The following is a 13014-nucleotide window of genomic DNA, read 5'->3' on the forward strand; positions in this document are numbered from 1 at the left end:
GCCATGCTGAACCTCACCGAATACCAGCGCCGCCCCGCACAGTTGGCCGACTGGCTGCCCTGGGCCGGTCTCGTCGCACCCGGCGTCGTATTGAACAAGGACGGTTCTTTCCAACGCAGCCTGCGCTTTCGCGGGCCAGACCTGAACAGCGCCACCCAAGGCGAGCTGGTGGTCACCTCGGCGCGCCTGAACAATGCCCTGCGTCGCCTTGGATCGGGCTGGGCGCTGTTTGTCGAGGCCGAGCGCCTGGCGGCCGCCGACTACCCTGACAGCGATTTTCCCGAGCCGTTGTCCTGGCTGGTGGACGAGGAGCGCCGTGCTGCCTTCGAGGCGCACGGAAGCCACTTCGAGAGCAGTTATCACCTGACGCTGCTCTACCTGCCACCGGAAGAATCGCGCTCGCGCGCCGCCGGCCTGCTCTACGAGCACCGGCCGCAACGCGGAGTCGACTGGCGCGAACGGCTGACCGCCTTTGTCGCCGAGACAGATCGTCTCTTCGACCTGCTGGACGGAGTGATGCCAGAGCTCGCCTGGCTCGATGACAGCCAGACGCTGACTTACCTGCATGCCACGATTTCGCCCCATCGCCAGCGGGTGGCTGTACCCGAGGTGCCTTTCCATCTCGATGCTCTGCTGGCCGACAGTCCTTTGGCCACTGGCCTGGCACCGCGCTTGGGTGAGCAGCACCTACGCGTGCTGTCGGTACGTGGCTTTCCCACCTCGACCTGGCCAAGCGTGCTGGATGACCTCAACCGTCTGGGCTTCGCCTATCGCTGGTCGACCCGTTTTATCTGCCTGGACAAGGTTGAGGCCGAGAAGGAACTGGTGCGCCTGCGCCGGCAGTGGTTTGCCAAGCGCAAGGGCGTCCTGGCGCTGCTGCGCGAAGCGATCTTCCAGCAGGAAAGCCCACTGCTCGACAGCGACGCCGCGAACAAGGCCAGCGACGCCGACGCGGCGCTGCAGGAACTCGGTGCCGACCAAGTCGCCTTCGGCTATGTGACGGCCACGGTGACGGTGAGCGATGCCGACGCCCAGATCGCCGACGAGAAGCTGCGCCGGGTCGAGCGGGTGATCCAGGGCCGCGGCCTCGTCACCATCGCCGAGAGTCTCAACGCGGTGGAGGCCTGGCTCTCGTCGATCCCCGGCAACGCCTACGCCAACGTCCGTCAGCCGTTGATCTCCACCGTCAACCTGGCGCACCTGATGCCGGTCTCGGCAGTCTGGGCTGGCCCGGCACGCAACGAACATCTGGATGCCCCTCCATTGGTGATCACCCGCACCGATGGCGCAACACCGTTTCGCCTGGTCACCCACGTTGGCGACGTCGGCCACACCCTGGTGGCTGGCCCTACCGGCATGGGCAAATCGGTGTTGCTGGCGACCCTGGCCCTGCAGTTCCGACGCTACCCGGGCGCGCGCCTGTTTCTCTTCGACATGGGGCGCTCGCTGCGCGCTACGGTGCTGGGCCTGGGTGGCGAGCACTACGCCCTCGGAGGCGACGGCGACCTGGCCTTCCAGCCTCTGGCGCGCATCGATCAGCCGGGATACCGAGCCTGGGCCGCCGAGTGGCTGGAGGCTCGCCTGCTGCAGGAAGGTGTGGCCGTCGGCCCCGAGCAGAAGGCCGCGCTGTGGACGGCGCTGGACAGCCTGGCCGGCGCACCGGAGACGCAGCGCACACTGACCGGCTTTTCGGTGCTGCTGCAGGACAACGCCCTGCGCCAGGCGCTGCAACCCTATGTGCTGGGCGGCGCGCATGGCGCATTGCTGGATGCCGACCAGGATCGTCTGGGCAGCGCCGACGTGCAGTGTTTCGAGATGGAGGAGCTGATGCACAGCAAGGCGGCGGTAGCCGCCGTGCTGAGCTACCTGTTCGCCCGCTTCGAGGAACGCTTTGACGGCGCGCCGACCCTGCTCATCCTCGACGAGGCCTGGCTGTTTCTCGACGACCCGTTGTTCGCCGCGCGCATCCGCCAGTGGCTCAAGACCCTGCGCAAGAAGAACGTCAGCGTCATCTTCGCCACCCAGTCACTGGCCGACATCAAGGATTCCAGCATCGCTGCGGCAATCATCGAGAGCTGCGCCAGCCGCATCTTCCTGCCCAACCCACAGGCGGGCGAGCCGCAGATCCGCGGCATCTACCATGGCTTCGGCCTCAACGACCGGCAGATCGAGATCATCGCCCAGGCCACGCCCAAGCGTGATTACTACTATCAGTCGCGCCTGGGCAACCGCCTGTTCGACCTCGATCTGGGGCCGGTGGCGCTGGCCTTCGCCGCCTCGGCCAGCCAGGTCGAGCAGCGTGAGATCGACCGCATCCTGCTGGCGTACGGCACCGCCGGTTTCGCCCCTGCCTGGCTGCGTCACCGCGGCCTGGACTGGGCTGCCGACCTGCTCACCGCTTATCCCTCGTCACGCAAGGAGTGCCTGCCATGAGATCCCCTTCCCACCGCTTTCCCGGCGCAACGCTGCTGGTACTGGGCCTGCTGGCCGTGAAGCCGGTAAACGCCTTCACCGTAATCGATCCGACCAACTTGGTGCAGAACACCCTGACTGCAGTACGCACCCTGGAGATGGCGAACAACCAGGTTCGCCAGTTGCAGAACGAGACCCAGATGCTGCTGAACCAGGCACGTCACCTGCAGCGCCTGGACTACAACGTCGTCAGCCAGTTGCGCGCGAGCTTGGCCAATACTGAGCGGCTACTCGCCGAGGCGCGAGGGCTGGCCTACGAAGTGCAGCGCCTGGATCAGGAGTTCAGCCGACTCTACCCGAGCGAGTACACCGGCGACGTCAGCAGCCAACGCCTGGCAGAAGAAGCACGCGAACGCTGGCAACAGGGCCTCGACGGGCTGCATACGGCGCTGCGTGTACAGGCTCAGATGAAACAGAGCCTGGCCGTGGATGAAAGCGCCTTGGCCGCGCTGGTGCAGCAGAGCCAGTCCGCGGGTGGCGCCTTGCAGGCTGCCCAGGCCACCAACCAGTTGCTGGCCTTGCAAGCCAAGCAGTCGATCCAGTCGCAGCAACTGCAGATCACCCAGAACCGCGCCGTCGCCCTGGAGCTTGCCCGTCAGGCTGCCGCGGCCGAGGAGGCACGGGAACGGCGGCGTCGCTTTATGGGTAACGGCACGCCCTATACCCCCTACCCCGTGCAGTTCTATCGATAGGGAGGTCGCCCCATGAAAATCCTGGTACTGCTGCCGCTGCTCGCGCTGGCCGCCTGCGGACATGGCGACGATGGCGTCGTGGCACGGCAAGACGATTCGGCCGAGCGCTTCTACTCCGGATGCGCCCGGCCCGGCGAGTTTCTCCGGCCTACCGACTTGCCCGCGATCCCGCCGAGCTTCGATGAGGACGTGCGATGAACGACGTCAGCGTGATCGACCGTTTCCTCGAGGTGTTCGGGCTCTATATCGACACCGGCTTCGGCTTGCTCGGCGGCGAGGTGGCCTTTCTCACCATGACCCTGGTGGTGATCGACATGACCCTGGCCGGGCTGTTCTGGGCCATGGGCGGTGAGGATGTCAGCGCCAAACTGATCCGCAAGACCCTCTATGTCGGTGCCTTCGCCTTCATCATCGGCAACTTCAATGCCCTGGCGAAGATCGTCTTCAACTCCTTCGCCGGATTGGGTCTGCTGGCCTCAGGTTCCGGGTTGAGTCATGCGGAGTTTCTGCAGCCAGGGCGGTTGGCCGCGATTGGGGTTGATGCCGGAGGGCCGCTGCTTGAGCAGATCAGCAAGCTCAGTGGTTTTCCCGAAGTCTTCGGCAACCTGCACAGCATCCTGGTGCTGTTTCTGGCCTGGCTGGTGGTGATCGTCAGTTTCTTCTTCCTGGCCATTCAGCTGTTCGTGACCTTGGTCGAATTCAAGCTGACCACCCTTGCTGGCTTCGTGCTGGTGCCCTTTGCGCTGTGGAACAAGACCGCCTTTCTCGCCGAGAAGGTGCTGGGCAACGTGGTTGCGTCCGGCATCAAGGTGCTGGTTCTGGCGGTGATCGTCGGCATTGGCAGCGGGCTGTTCGCCGAGTTCCAGGCCATGCCGGACGAGCCCTCCATCGACCATGCGCTGGTGGTCATGCTCGCCTCGCTGGCCCTGCTGGGCCTGGGCATCTTCGGGCCGGGCATTGCCACCGGGTTGGTCTCCGGCGCACCGCAACTGGGTGCTGGTGCAGCAGCCGGTACCGCGCTAGGCGCGGCGGGCATGGCTGCTGGTGCTGCTGCAGTCGCCACAGGTGTCGGCGGCGCGGTATTGGCCGGCGCACGCATGGCACCCGGTGCAGCGCGCTTGGCAATGGGCGGCGCTCGCTCTCTGGCAGGAGCCCCTTCCGGCGCTGCAACTGGTGGAGCATCCGACACCGCTGAACCTTCAACTGGCCCAGCCAAACAGCCCGACTGGGCCAAGCGCCTGCAGCGCAGGCAGCAACTCTCACAGGCTACCAGCACGGTCGCCCACACCCTTCGTGGCGGCGATGGCGGTGGCTCATCACCTGGGCCGCAGATCCGCGACCCATCGAATTCGTAAAGGAGGACGAAGATGCGATTCAGACGCCCACTGGTGCGCTACAGCGACACCCCTCAACCGGTCACCCCTTACCAGGCAGCGGCACAGACCTGGGACCTGCGCATGGGCAGCAGCCTGGCGCAGGCACGCAACTGGCGGCTGATGGCCTTCGGTTGTCTGGGCCTGGCGCTGCTGATGGCCGGCGGGCTGGTCTGGCGCTCGGCGCAGTCGACGGTGACGCCCTACGTGGTGGAGGTCGACAACCTCGGCCAGGTGCGCGCTGTCGGCGAAGCCGCCAGTCCCTACCAGCCCCAGGATGCGCAGATCGCCCAACACCTGGCGCGCTTTATCGAGCAGGTGCGCTCGCTATCTATCGATCCGGTGGTGGTGCGACAGAACTGGCTGGAGGCCTATCACTCCACCACCGACCGAGGCGCCGCCACCCTCAACGACTATGCCCGCGCCAACGATCCCTTCACCCGGGTCGGCAAGGAGTCGGTATCGGTGGAAGTCACCAGCGTGGTGCGTGCCAGCGACAGCTCGTTCCAGGTGCGCTGGATCGAACGCCGTTTCGTGAATGGTTCAGCCGCCGACCTGGAGCGTTGGACCGCGGTGATCTCGCTGGTACTGCAGCCTCCACGCACCGAGGAAAAGCTGCGCCGCAACCCGCTCGGCATTTACGTCAACGGCCTGTCCTGGAGCCGTGAACTGGACACTACGGAAGGAGCCAAGAAACCATGAAAACCTCCCTTAGCCTCTGTATATGCCCTCTGTTGCTGAGCGTGCTGGCCGGCTGCGCCAGCCAGGAACCGCCAGTGATAGCGCTGGATGAACCGTTAGAAGCGCAGCGCCTGCCGGAGCCGCCCAAGCCCATCGAGGTAGTGGAAGTACCCAAGCCCCTGGCCCTGCCCGCACAACTCAAGCCACTGCCGGAAACTCAACCCAGCAAATCGGCCAAGGAGCCGGCCGATGAGCGCGTGCGGGTCTCGCGTGCCAATCGCGAGGCTCGAGTCGCGCCGAGCCGCGAGGGCTATATCAACGCCATCCAGATCTGGCCCTACTCCGATGGCGCGCTGTATCAGGTGTACGCCAGCCCGGGTCGGGTGACGACGATTAACCTGCAGCCCGGCGAAGAGCTAATCACCGTTGCCGCCGGCGACACCGTGCGCTGGATCGTCGGCGACACCACTAGTGGTAGCGGCGACGATCTACGCACCAGCGTGCTGATCAAACCGACGCGGGTCGATCTCAAGACCAACCTGGTGATCACCACCACGCGCCGCACCTACCTGATCGAGCTGAGTTCCACCGATCAGGCATGGATGGCGTCGGTGTCCTGGGACTATCCGAAGGATCGCATGCTCGCTCTGCAACGCCACGCCAGCGCAGCGCAGGCCGCAACACCGGTGGACGTAGGCCTAACGCTGGAGAAGCTGCGCTTTCGCTATGCAATCAGCGGCAGCAATCCGCCCTGGAAACCGCTGCGCGCCTTCGATGACGGCCGCAAGGTGTATATCCAGTTCCCCGCCGGTATCGCCCAAGGCGAGCTGCCGCCGCTGTTCGTAATTGGCCCCGAAGGTGACGGGCAGCTGGTCAACTATCGTTTCCGCTCTCCCTACTACATCGTCGACCGCCTGTTCGGCGCGGCCGAGCTGCGCCTGGGCGCCGACAAGGGTGACGTGGTGCGGATCGAGCGCACCGATGGCGTGGCACGGAGGCGCTGAGCATGACGGGTAAGGACAACGACCAAAATGCGGCAACCTCGCTACCGCCCAAGGAGGCGCCGGAATCGCTGGAGCTGCGCGCCAAGCCTCGCCCGGTCACCCGCCTCAACCCACGCATGCTGGCGGTAGTGGTCGGCAGCCTGTCGGCTGCGGTATTGGGTGCCATGCTGTGGTCGCTGCAACCGCAGCAGCGCCGCCAAGGTGCCGAGCCGAACGAGCTATACAACGTCGACCGCGTGGCACGATCCGAGGGGCTGGAGCAGTTGCCGGCAGACTACTCGCAGCTGCCGCCTCCACCTGCGCCCGAGGTACCGCAACTGGGGCCGCCGCTGCCCGGCGATCTGGGCGGACCAATCCTCAGGGCCGAACAGCAAGCGCAAGGTTATGGACATGGGCCAGATGCCGCCGAAGCAGAGCGCCTGGCCCTGCTCAAGGAAGCTGAGGAAGCAGCGCAGTCCTCGGTATTTTTCCAGACCAGCAGCGCGCGGAATTCGAATATCGCATCTGGTGGTGGCGCTCAACTCGATTCCCCTGCTCTGGGTATGGCTTCGTCAGGCGCAGTAGCCGCCGCAGGAACACCAACCCAGCAGGAACGGAACGAGGCGTTTCTCAGTAAATCCGTAAATGCACAAATCCGTAATTCCGGATTGCTGCAGATGCCTGAGTCGCCCTACCAGGTGATGGCCGGCACCATCATCGCGGCGGCGCTTGTCACCGGTATCAAGTCGGATCTACCCGGCGACGTGATCGCCACGGTGACCGAACCGGTCTACGACAGCTCCACCGGCCAGCATGTGCTGATTCCGCAAGGTGCGCGCCTGCTGGGTCGCTACAACAGCCAAGTGAGCTACGGGCAGAGCCGCGTGCAGGTGGTGTGGCAGCGGGTGATCTTGCCGGACACCTCGTCCTTCCAGCTCGACAACCTGGTGGGTACCGACGCCGCCGGCTATGCCGGCCTCAAGGATAGCGTCGACTGGCATTGGGATCGCATTGTCGCCGGCGCGGCCATGACTAGCCTGCTGGGCATCGGTGCCGAGCTGGCGGCACCGGCCAGCCGCACCGACGGCGACCGCGTCATCATCGCCGGCCGCGACAGCCTGCAGGACACGGTGAACCAGGTCGGCCAGGAGGTCACCCGCCGCAACCTCGATATCCAGCCCACGTTGACCCAGCGCCCTGGCCTGCCCCTGCGCGTAATCGTCAACCGCGACCTGGTGCTGCGTCCCTATCAGCCTTTCTACACTCAACAGAGGAACCTGCAATGAGCACGACCAAGCTGCGTCTCGGCCCACTGCCGAAAACCGAAAACATAAAGCTGACCTTCACCTGCCCCGCCAGCCTGAAGGCCGACCTCGAGCGCTATGCGGCGCTTCACTCGCAAACCTATGGTGAAGAGATCGATGCCCTGAGGCTCATCCCGCAGATGCTGGAAGCTTTCATGGCGAGGGATCGGGTATTCAAAAGAACTAACAAGCCTGCACTACCCGCTGCGCCACAAACCACCGATCCACGCTAAACGCGGAAAGTGGATTTCTTCATGCGCCAGACTGAATTGATAAAAATCCTCAAGATCGTGATGTTTCCGATGCTATCTATGGTCCACCACCATTAATCCTCACGACCATGCGGATTTATGGCTAGAATAGAATTACGACAGCATAATCCGCTCGATCATGAGGATTTAGGCATGCAGTTTCAGATCGACACACCCGAGAAAATTGGCATGGTGATTCGCTCAAGCCGCAAGGCCATGGACATGCGCCAGGACGATGCCGCGGGCAGCATAGGCGTGTCCGAGAACTTCCTCGGCAAAGTGGAGCGTGGCGGCGAGTCTGTTCATTGGGGAAAGCTTTTCCAGGTCCTGCGGGAGCTGGGACTTCAAGTCTACGTTGATGTCCCGGATGAAGTCGCGGAACAAACTCAACAGAATCTGGAAAGGCTTCTCGAAAAAGCTGAACAACAGCAATCTGCCCAGAGATAGAAAACTGCAATGGATCGCCAATTAAACGTCTGGATCAACCACACACTGATCGGCACCTTATCCGAACAGAACGGGCTTTGGAGCTTCGCCTACACCCAGCAATGGCTACGCCAACCGGGTGCCTACCCTCTTTGCCCTAACCTGCCCCTGCAGAATGAACCGCACATGGATGGCGCCTCGGTGCGTCCAGTACAGTGGTACTTCGACAACCTGCTGCCCGAGGAAGGCCAGCGACAGTTGATCGCTCGAGCCGCGCATACATCAGTAGCCGATGCCTTTGGCTTGCTTACCCAATTCGGAGCTGAGTCGGCCGGCTCTATCACCCTCCTTCCACCAGATCAGCAACCTACACCTGGTGAACTTCGGGCATTACCTGATGAAGTACTGTCGCAGCGCATTAGCGATATGCCCCGCGTACCTCTAGCTGAGCAAGCTGCCAAGCGTATGTCGCTGGCAGGCGCTCAGCACAAGATGGCCATCATCTTAGATGGAGAGCAACTGCTAGAGCCCACCGGCAACATGCCATCGACCCATATCCTCAAGCCTGACCACCCAGACTTGACCTACGCACATTCGGTAATTAACGAGTGGTTTGTCATGACTCTGGCAAAAAGAATGGGCCTTCAAGTTCCAGAAGTCACTCGCAGGTATGTTCCACAACCGGTCTACCTCATCTCCCGTTTCGATAGGCGGCAAACACCAAAAGGCTGGGAGCGGCTGCATTGCATTGATGCCTGCCAATTGCTTGGACTCGACCGAGCCTACAAGTACGATCAAGGCAGCGTGCAACGCCTGCTGGATATCAGCAAGATGTGCAACATCCCGGCAAAAGCTCGCCTCGAGCTATTCCGCTGGCTAGTGTTCAACATCTTGGTGGGCAACGGCGACGCCCACCTGAAAAACCTCAGTTTCTTGGTCACGGCCAAGGGAGTAAACCTTTCCCCCTTTTACGACTTGCTGAGTACCGCGGTGTATACCACTCGTGCGTTTGACCAGAATGGCTGGCCAGAACAGGTCAGAATGGCCTGGCCAGTAGGAGAAGAGGATCGGATTACGCACCTCAATCGCAAAAATCTCGTTGCCGCTGCCGAGGCCATGGGTATAAAAGCCAGCGCAGCACTGGCATCAATCGACAAAATGACATCGGGGATCCAGGCCACTGCAAATCAGTTGCTTGAACAAGTCGTCCGCGACAATCAGGAACTGGCGCAGAAAAAGCCAAATCTTCAAGCAACTCTTGCAGGTGAAACGCGTTGCCTGAGAACTATCGTCAGCATCGTGATTGGCGAAATGTGTAAACAGCTTTCCTAATATCCAGACGGCAACTGCCGAGTAGCATTCCCCCGCATAGTTATTGAAGCTATAGTCGGGAATCCAACCTACCACTCATAAAGGAAAAATTACAGCATGTCGAAACTTGCCGAATTCCGTGCCCTTGAACAGCAACTGGCCGCTCAACTGGCAGAACTGGACGCTCTCAAGAAAGATGATGGACTGAAAAAAGAGATGGAGTTCGAGGAAAAGCTCCGCGCCCTGATGTCGAAGTATGACAAAGACCTGCGCGAAATCATCGCTATCCTCGATCCTCAAACCAAAGCCGGCAAGCTCAGCAAACAGGACTCTGGAGCACGCCGCCCTCGCCAAGTAAAGCGCTACAAGAATCCCAAGACCGGCGAAGTTGTTGAAACCAAAGGCGGCAACCACAAAGTCTTGAAAGCTTGGAAAGAAGAGTTCGGCGCTGACGTCGTCGAAAGCTGGCTGCAATAACGATTTACAGAACCGTCGGCGCCGTTTCACTAACGGCGCCGACGCCGTCCAAGGCGTCACCCGCTCCCCCCCGCCCATCTACGACTTAGCTTGTTTGCCATCAGACCAAACGCCAATAGGCTGACTTCAATTGAAATGGCGCTATGGCATGGAGCAATGAAGACACTGTTTTTGCTGATGGCTCAGTATGACGGACAAGCCGTAATTCCTATCGAATGGGTGTGCCGAGATTTCCTCGGCCTTTCAGTGGACAAGTTCAAACGCAAGCGCTTGATGGGAGAAATAGACCTTCCCGTGATGCGACTGGGAGCTAACTCGCAGAAAGCCAACCTCGGCGTGCATTTGGAAGATCTCGCTGCCTACATCGATAGACAGCGCGAGGCCGCAATCAGAGAGCAGGATCAGTTGATGGATCGACGGCGCCTGGCCTGAAGCACACCCCTTCTATTTTCTGCGGACTCAGGCTCTACACGTGCCCCGAGCGCCACAGGGGCCCTGATTATCTTCTCCAACCAAGACCAATCCTTGTAAGGATCTCCTCGCCCATTCAGATGCGTATAACGACGCAAAGAGTTCCAGTCGCGATGACCTGATACGCTCGCAACCCTCGGTATATCCCACTCCATCTCGAATAGCCGGCTAATGCCGTCATGGCGCAGATCGTGGAAATGCAAATCCGTGATAGCCAAAAACTTACCAGCACGAGTGAACGCCGCAGAAATTGAGTCAGAATAGTAAGGGAATATCTCTCGGCAAGACTTAGGCATGCTCTGCACAATCCGCCAGGCCTCATCCGGCAGATGGCACCAGACATCATTACCAATCTTTTGTCCGGGATTTTTCATATCTCGAACAAGCACCGCCTGCCGCCGCTCATCCAGATCCTCCCAGCGAATCCGAGTGATCTCTTCCTGCCTGCGTGTAGAGAAAATCGCGAAAGCTATGACCTTAGGCATGTGAATAGCGCTTGGCCTACGCGCCTGGAGATCAAAAAAGTAGGTGAGCAATTTGTCCAATTCATCCTTGCTAGGTCGCCGATCACGCTCTCGACTTCGAGACACCATGCCCAGTTTACGCAGCACCTTGCGCGCATCAGCCATGGCGCTCGCGTCGACCTCATATCCCCAGGCAGGCTTAGCGACTGACAGGACAGCGCCAAGATGTGCGAGATCGTTTCCAACCGTCTGAGCCTGAACACCACCTCCCTCCTGGCTCATCCGCCATTGCGCGTACTCGACCAATTTCTGGCTCGTCAGATCGACATCAGCAATTTCACCTAGCCAGGTTTCGCTGATCGCTTTCAACGTAGCTCGCTTGGTTTTTCCGAGCGGACGCATCAGCTCGTATTCATCAAGATAGCGCTCAATGATTTTCTTGAGCGGCACATCCTCCCGCGAAGCCTTCTCAAGAGCTCCGGGCAACGCCAGCTCAGCCTCCCTCCTCATCATCCAGGCGCGAGCAACCGGCTTACGGTCGAAGGACTGGCTTTCTTGGTAGACTATGACACCCTTACGGCGCAGCCGAATCTGAACCGTGTACTTGGTCTGCCCGCTTTTGTTCACGCGCCGAGTGATCGTTCCCACATCGTTCACCATCAGTGCTAAAAATGCATTTAACAGTGCTAAATTTTAGCACCACATGCGCAAAAACGGGCAAAAACAAGCCTTTTTGGCCTCTAACCGACCTAAACAAATGCCTCAAGAATCAGCTTCAAACCCAGCAACTACAGGCCCTATCCTGTCCCGCCGCTTCTCCGTGGCGCCGATGATGGACTGGACGGATCGTCACTGCCGGTTCTTTCTCCGTCAACTGTCGCGCCATGCCCTGCTTTACACCGAGATGGTCACCACCGGCGCGCTGATCCATGGCGACCGCGAGCGTTTCCTGCGTTACAGCGAGTGCGAGCACCCCATCGCCCTGCAGTTGGGCGGCAGCAACCCGCAGGACCTGGCGAGCTGCGCGAAGATGGCCGAAGAACACGGCTATGACGAAGTGAACCTGAACGTCGGCTGCCCCAGCGACCGGGTGCAGAACAACATGATCGGCGCCTGCCTGATGGGCCATCCCTCGCTGGTGGCCGACTGCGTGAAAGCCATGCGGGACGCCGTGAACATCCCGGTGACGGTCAAGCACCGCATCGGTATCAATGGCCGTGACAGCTACGCCGAGCTGTGCGATTTCGTCGGCCAGGTGCGTGATGCCGGTTGCCGTAGCTTCACCGTGCATGCGCGTATAGCCATCCTCGAAGGCCTGTCGCCGAAGGAAAACCGCGAGATCCCGCCGCTGCGCTATGACGTGGCTGCCCAACTCAAGCAGGACTTCCCCGACCTGGAGATCATCCTCAACGGCGGTATCAAGACCCTTGAGGAATGCGAGCAGCACCTGCAGATCTTCGATGGCGTAATGCTCGGCCGCGAGGCCTATCACAACCCCTATCTGCTGGCGCAGGTGGACAGCCGCCTGTTTGGCGCCGAATACCCGGGCATTTCCCGCATGGACGCCCTGCTCGCACTCAAGCCCTACGTCGAGCAGCACCTGCGCGAGGGCGGCACGCTGCATCACGTCAGCCGTCACGTGCTGGGCCTGGCTCAAGGCTTCCCAGGTGCGCGGCGCTTCCGCCAGTTGCTGTCGGTGGATATTCACAAGGTGCAAGACCCGCTGGCGCTGCTCGACCAGGCAGCAGAGCTGCTACGCGGGCATTAATCCGGCGCGCTGAGACGGTAGCGGCTACGCCCCGTCGTCTGCACCAGACCGTTTTCCTCCATGCGGCGCAGCACCTGGCGTACGCTGACCAGCGATAGCGGTTCGCCGGCGTCGCTCAGTTGCCGATGCAGCTCGCGCGCGGAGATACCCGCTTCGTCATTGGCGCTGCACAGCGCCTCCACCACCTTGAGCCTGGGCATGCTGAAGCGCAGCCCGGCGGCCTGCAGCCACTCACGGCACTGACGCGTATCCAGGCCTGCGGAAACTGAACGAGAAAGCAGGGTTTGGGTCGACATGTTCGGGCTCCTTGGCAGCTCGTCTAAAGTCGGACTCCACCGACT

15 protein-coding genes are annotated in these 13014 nt (G+C 61.3%); 13 read left to right on the plus strand and 2 right to left on the minus strand.

From position 1 onward, the window contains the following. Window positions 1-3: 3 nt before the first annotated feature. The 12 genes from trbE (at window position 4) to BM186_RS13685 (ending at window position 10402) form a co-directional block, all read left to right on the plus strand. On the plus strand, window positions 4-2433 hold the full coding sequence (trbE, locus tag BM186_RS13630) for a conjugal transfer protein TrbE (RefSeq protein WP_074915931.1): 2430 nt from the start codon (window positions 4-6) through the stop codon (window positions 2431-2433). After that, window positions 2430-3164, plus strand: a complete 735-nt coding sequence (gene trbJ, locus BM186_RS13635; protein ID WP_074915933.1) for a P-type conjugative transfer protein TrbJ — start codon at window positions 2430-2432, stop codon at window positions 3162-3164. The genes trbE and trbJ overlap by 4 nt, the downstream gene beginning before the upstream one ends. A 12-nt stretch (window positions 3165-3176) precedes the next feature. Further along, window positions 3177-3362: a hypothetical protein gene (locus BM186_RS13640; RefSeq protein ID WP_074915935.1), complete on the plus strand. Its 186-nt coding sequence runs from the start codon at window positions 3177-3179 to the stop codon at window positions 3360-3362. After that, the gene (trbL, locus tag BM186_RS13645; protein WP_074915936.1) at window positions 3359-4519 is read left to right on the plus strand and encodes a P-type conjugative transfer protein TrbL; all 1161 of its coding nucleotides are present in this window, start codon (window positions 3359-3361) and stop codon (window positions 4517-4519) included. The genes BM186_RS13640 and trbL overlap by 4 nt, the downstream gene beginning before the upstream one ends. Before the next feature lie 12 nt (window positions 4520-4531). Then, a complete protein-coding gene (trbF, locus tag BM186_RS13650) occupies window positions 4532-5239 on the plus strand; it encodes a conjugal transfer protein TrbF (protein WP_074915938.1) in 708 nt (235 codons plus the stop codon). After that, a complete protein-coding gene (trbG, locus tag BM186_RS13655; protein WP_074915940.1) occupies window positions 5236-6222 on the plus strand; it encodes a P-type conjugative transfer protein TrbG in 987 nt (328 codons plus the stop codon). Before trbF ends, trbG begins: the two co-directional genes overlap by 4 nt. Before the next feature lie 2 nt (window positions 6223-6224). After that, window positions 6225-7487, plus strand: a complete 1263-nt coding sequence (locus BM186_RS13660) for a TraB/TrbI/VirB10 family type IV secretion system protein (RefSeq protein WP_074915942.1) — start codon at window positions 6225-6227, stop codon at window positions 7485-7487. Further along, window positions 7484-7738, plus strand: a complete 255-nt coding sequence (locus BM186_RS13665; RefSeq protein ID WP_074915944.1) for a DUF2274 domain-containing protein — start codon at window positions 7484-7486, stop codon at window positions 7736-7738. Before BM186_RS13660 ends, BM186_RS13665 begins: the two co-directional genes overlap by 4 nt. A 171-nt stretch (window positions 7739-7909) precedes the next feature. Continuing rightward, on the plus strand, window positions 7910-8203 hold the full coding sequence (locus tag BM186_RS13670) for a helix-turn-helix domain-containing protein (protein ID WP_083431604.1): 294 nt from the start codon (window positions 7910-7912) through the stop codon (window positions 8201-8203). A gap of 9 nt (window positions 8204-8212) precedes the next feature. Beyond that, complete coding sequence (locus BM186_RS13675; protein WP_074915948.1) at window positions 8213-9514, plus strand: HipA domain-containing protein; 1302 nt, start codon at window positions 8213-8215, stop codon at window positions 9512-9514. A 96-nt stretch (window positions 9515-9610) separates the two neighbouring features. Further along, window positions 9611-9970: a histone-like nucleoid-structuring protein, MvaT/MvaU family gene (locus tag BM186_RS13680; protein ID WP_074915951.1), complete on the plus strand. Its 360-nt coding sequence runs from the start codon at window positions 9611-9613 to the stop codon at window positions 9968-9970. Between the two features lie 156 nt (window positions 9971-10126). Then, on the plus strand, window positions 10127-10402 hold the full coding sequence (locus BM186_RS13685) for a pyocin activator PrtN family protein (protein ID WP_074915953.1): 276 nt from the start codon (window positions 10127-10129) through the stop codon (window positions 10400-10402). Here BM186_RS13685 and BM186_RS13690 read toward each other — a convergent pair. After that, a complete protein-coding gene (locus BM186_RS13690; protein ID WP_074915955.1) occupies window positions 10372-11565 on the minus strand; it encodes a tyrosine-type recombinase/integrase in 1194 nt (397 codons plus the stop codon). The genes BM186_RS13685 and BM186_RS13690 overlap by 31 nt on opposite strands. 97 nt (window positions 11566-11662) lie before the next feature. Between BM186_RS13690 and dusA the strand changes: the two genes are divergently transcribed. Then, a complete protein-coding gene (dusA, locus tag BM186_RS13695; protein ID WP_074915957.1) occupies window positions 11663-12673 on the plus strand; it encodes a tRNA dihydrouridine(20/20a) synthase DusA in 1011 nt (336 codons plus the stop codon). On the opposite strand, the gene BM186_RS13700 is transcribed toward dusA, so the two are convergent. Then, window positions 12670-12969 carry a transcriptional repressor gene (locus BM186_RS13700; protein ID WP_072425583.1) on the minus strand — a complete coding sequence of 100 codons (300 nt, stop codon included), beginning with the start codon at window positions 12967-12969 and terminating at the stop codon, window positions 12670-12672. The two genes, dusA and BM186_RS13700, sit on opposite strands and share 4 nt — an antisense overlap. Between the last annotated feature and the right edge of the window lie 45 nt (window positions 12970-13014).

It is taken from the genome of Ectopseudomonas toyotomiensis (assembly GCF_900115695.1).
GTDB lineage: Bacteria > Pseudomonadota > Gammaproteobacteria > Pseudomonadales > Pseudomonadaceae > Aquipseudomonas > Aquipseudomonas toyotomiensis.

Bases quoted from the DNA above. Each gene is read 5' to 3' on its own strand.
- trbE (WP_074915931.1), top strand. From the start codon at position 4: ATGCTGAACCTCACCGAATACCAGCGCCGCCCCGCACAGTTGGCCGAC.
- trbJ (WP_074915933.1), top strand. From the start codon at position 2,430: ATGAGATCCCCTTCCCACCGCTTTCCCGGCGCAACGCTGCTGGTACTG.
- BM186_RS13640 (WP_074915935.1), top strand. From the start codon at position 3,177: ATGAAAATCCTGGTACTGCTGCCGCTGCTCGCGCTGGCCGCCTGCGGA.
- trbL (WP_074915936.1), top strand. From the start codon at position 3,359: ATGAACGACGTCAGCGTGATCGACCGTTTCCTCGAGGTGTTCGGGCTC.
- trbF (WP_074915938.1), top strand. From the start codon at position 4,532: ATGCGATTCAGACGCCCACTGGTGCGCTACAGCGACACCCCTCAACCG.
- trbG (WP_074915940.1), top strand. From the start codon at position 5,236: ATGAAAACCTCCCTTAGCCTCTGTATATGCCCTCTGTTGCTGAGCGTG.
- BM186_RS13660 (WP_074915942.1), top strand. From the start codon at position 6,225: ATGACGGGTAAGGACAACGACCAAAATGCGGCAACCTCGCTACCGCCC.
- BM186_RS13665 (WP_074915944.1), top strand. From the start codon at position 7,484: ATGAGCACGACCAAGCTGCGTCTCGGCCCACTGCCGAAAACCGAAAAC.
- BM186_RS13670 (WP_083431604.1), top strand. From the start codon at position 7,910: ATGCAGTTTCAGATCGACACACCCGAGAAAATTGGCATGGTGATTCGC.
- BM186_RS13675 (WP_074915948.1), top strand. From the start codon at position 8,213: ATGGATCGCCAATTAAACGTCTGGATCAACCACACACTGATCGGCACC.
- BM186_RS13680 (WP_074915951.1), top strand. From the start codon at position 9,611: ATGTCGAAACTTGCCGAATTCCGTGCCCTTGAACAGCAACTGGCCGCT.
- BM186_RS13685 (WP_074915953.1), top strand. From the start codon at position 10,127: ATGAAGACACTGTTTTTGCTGATGGCTCAGTATGACGGACAAGCCGTA.
- BM186_RS13690 (WP_074915955.1), bottom strand. From the start codon at position 11,565: ATGGTGAACGATGTGGGAACGATCACTCGGCGCGTGAACAAAAGCGGG.
- dusA (WP_074915957.1), top strand. From the start codon at position 11,663: ATGCCTCAAGAATCAGCTTCAAACCCAGCAACTACAGGCCCTATCCTG.
- BM186_RS13700 (WP_072425583.1), bottom strand. From the start codon at position 12,969: ATGTCGACCCAAACCCTGCTTTCTCGTTCAGTTTCCGCAGGCCTGGAT.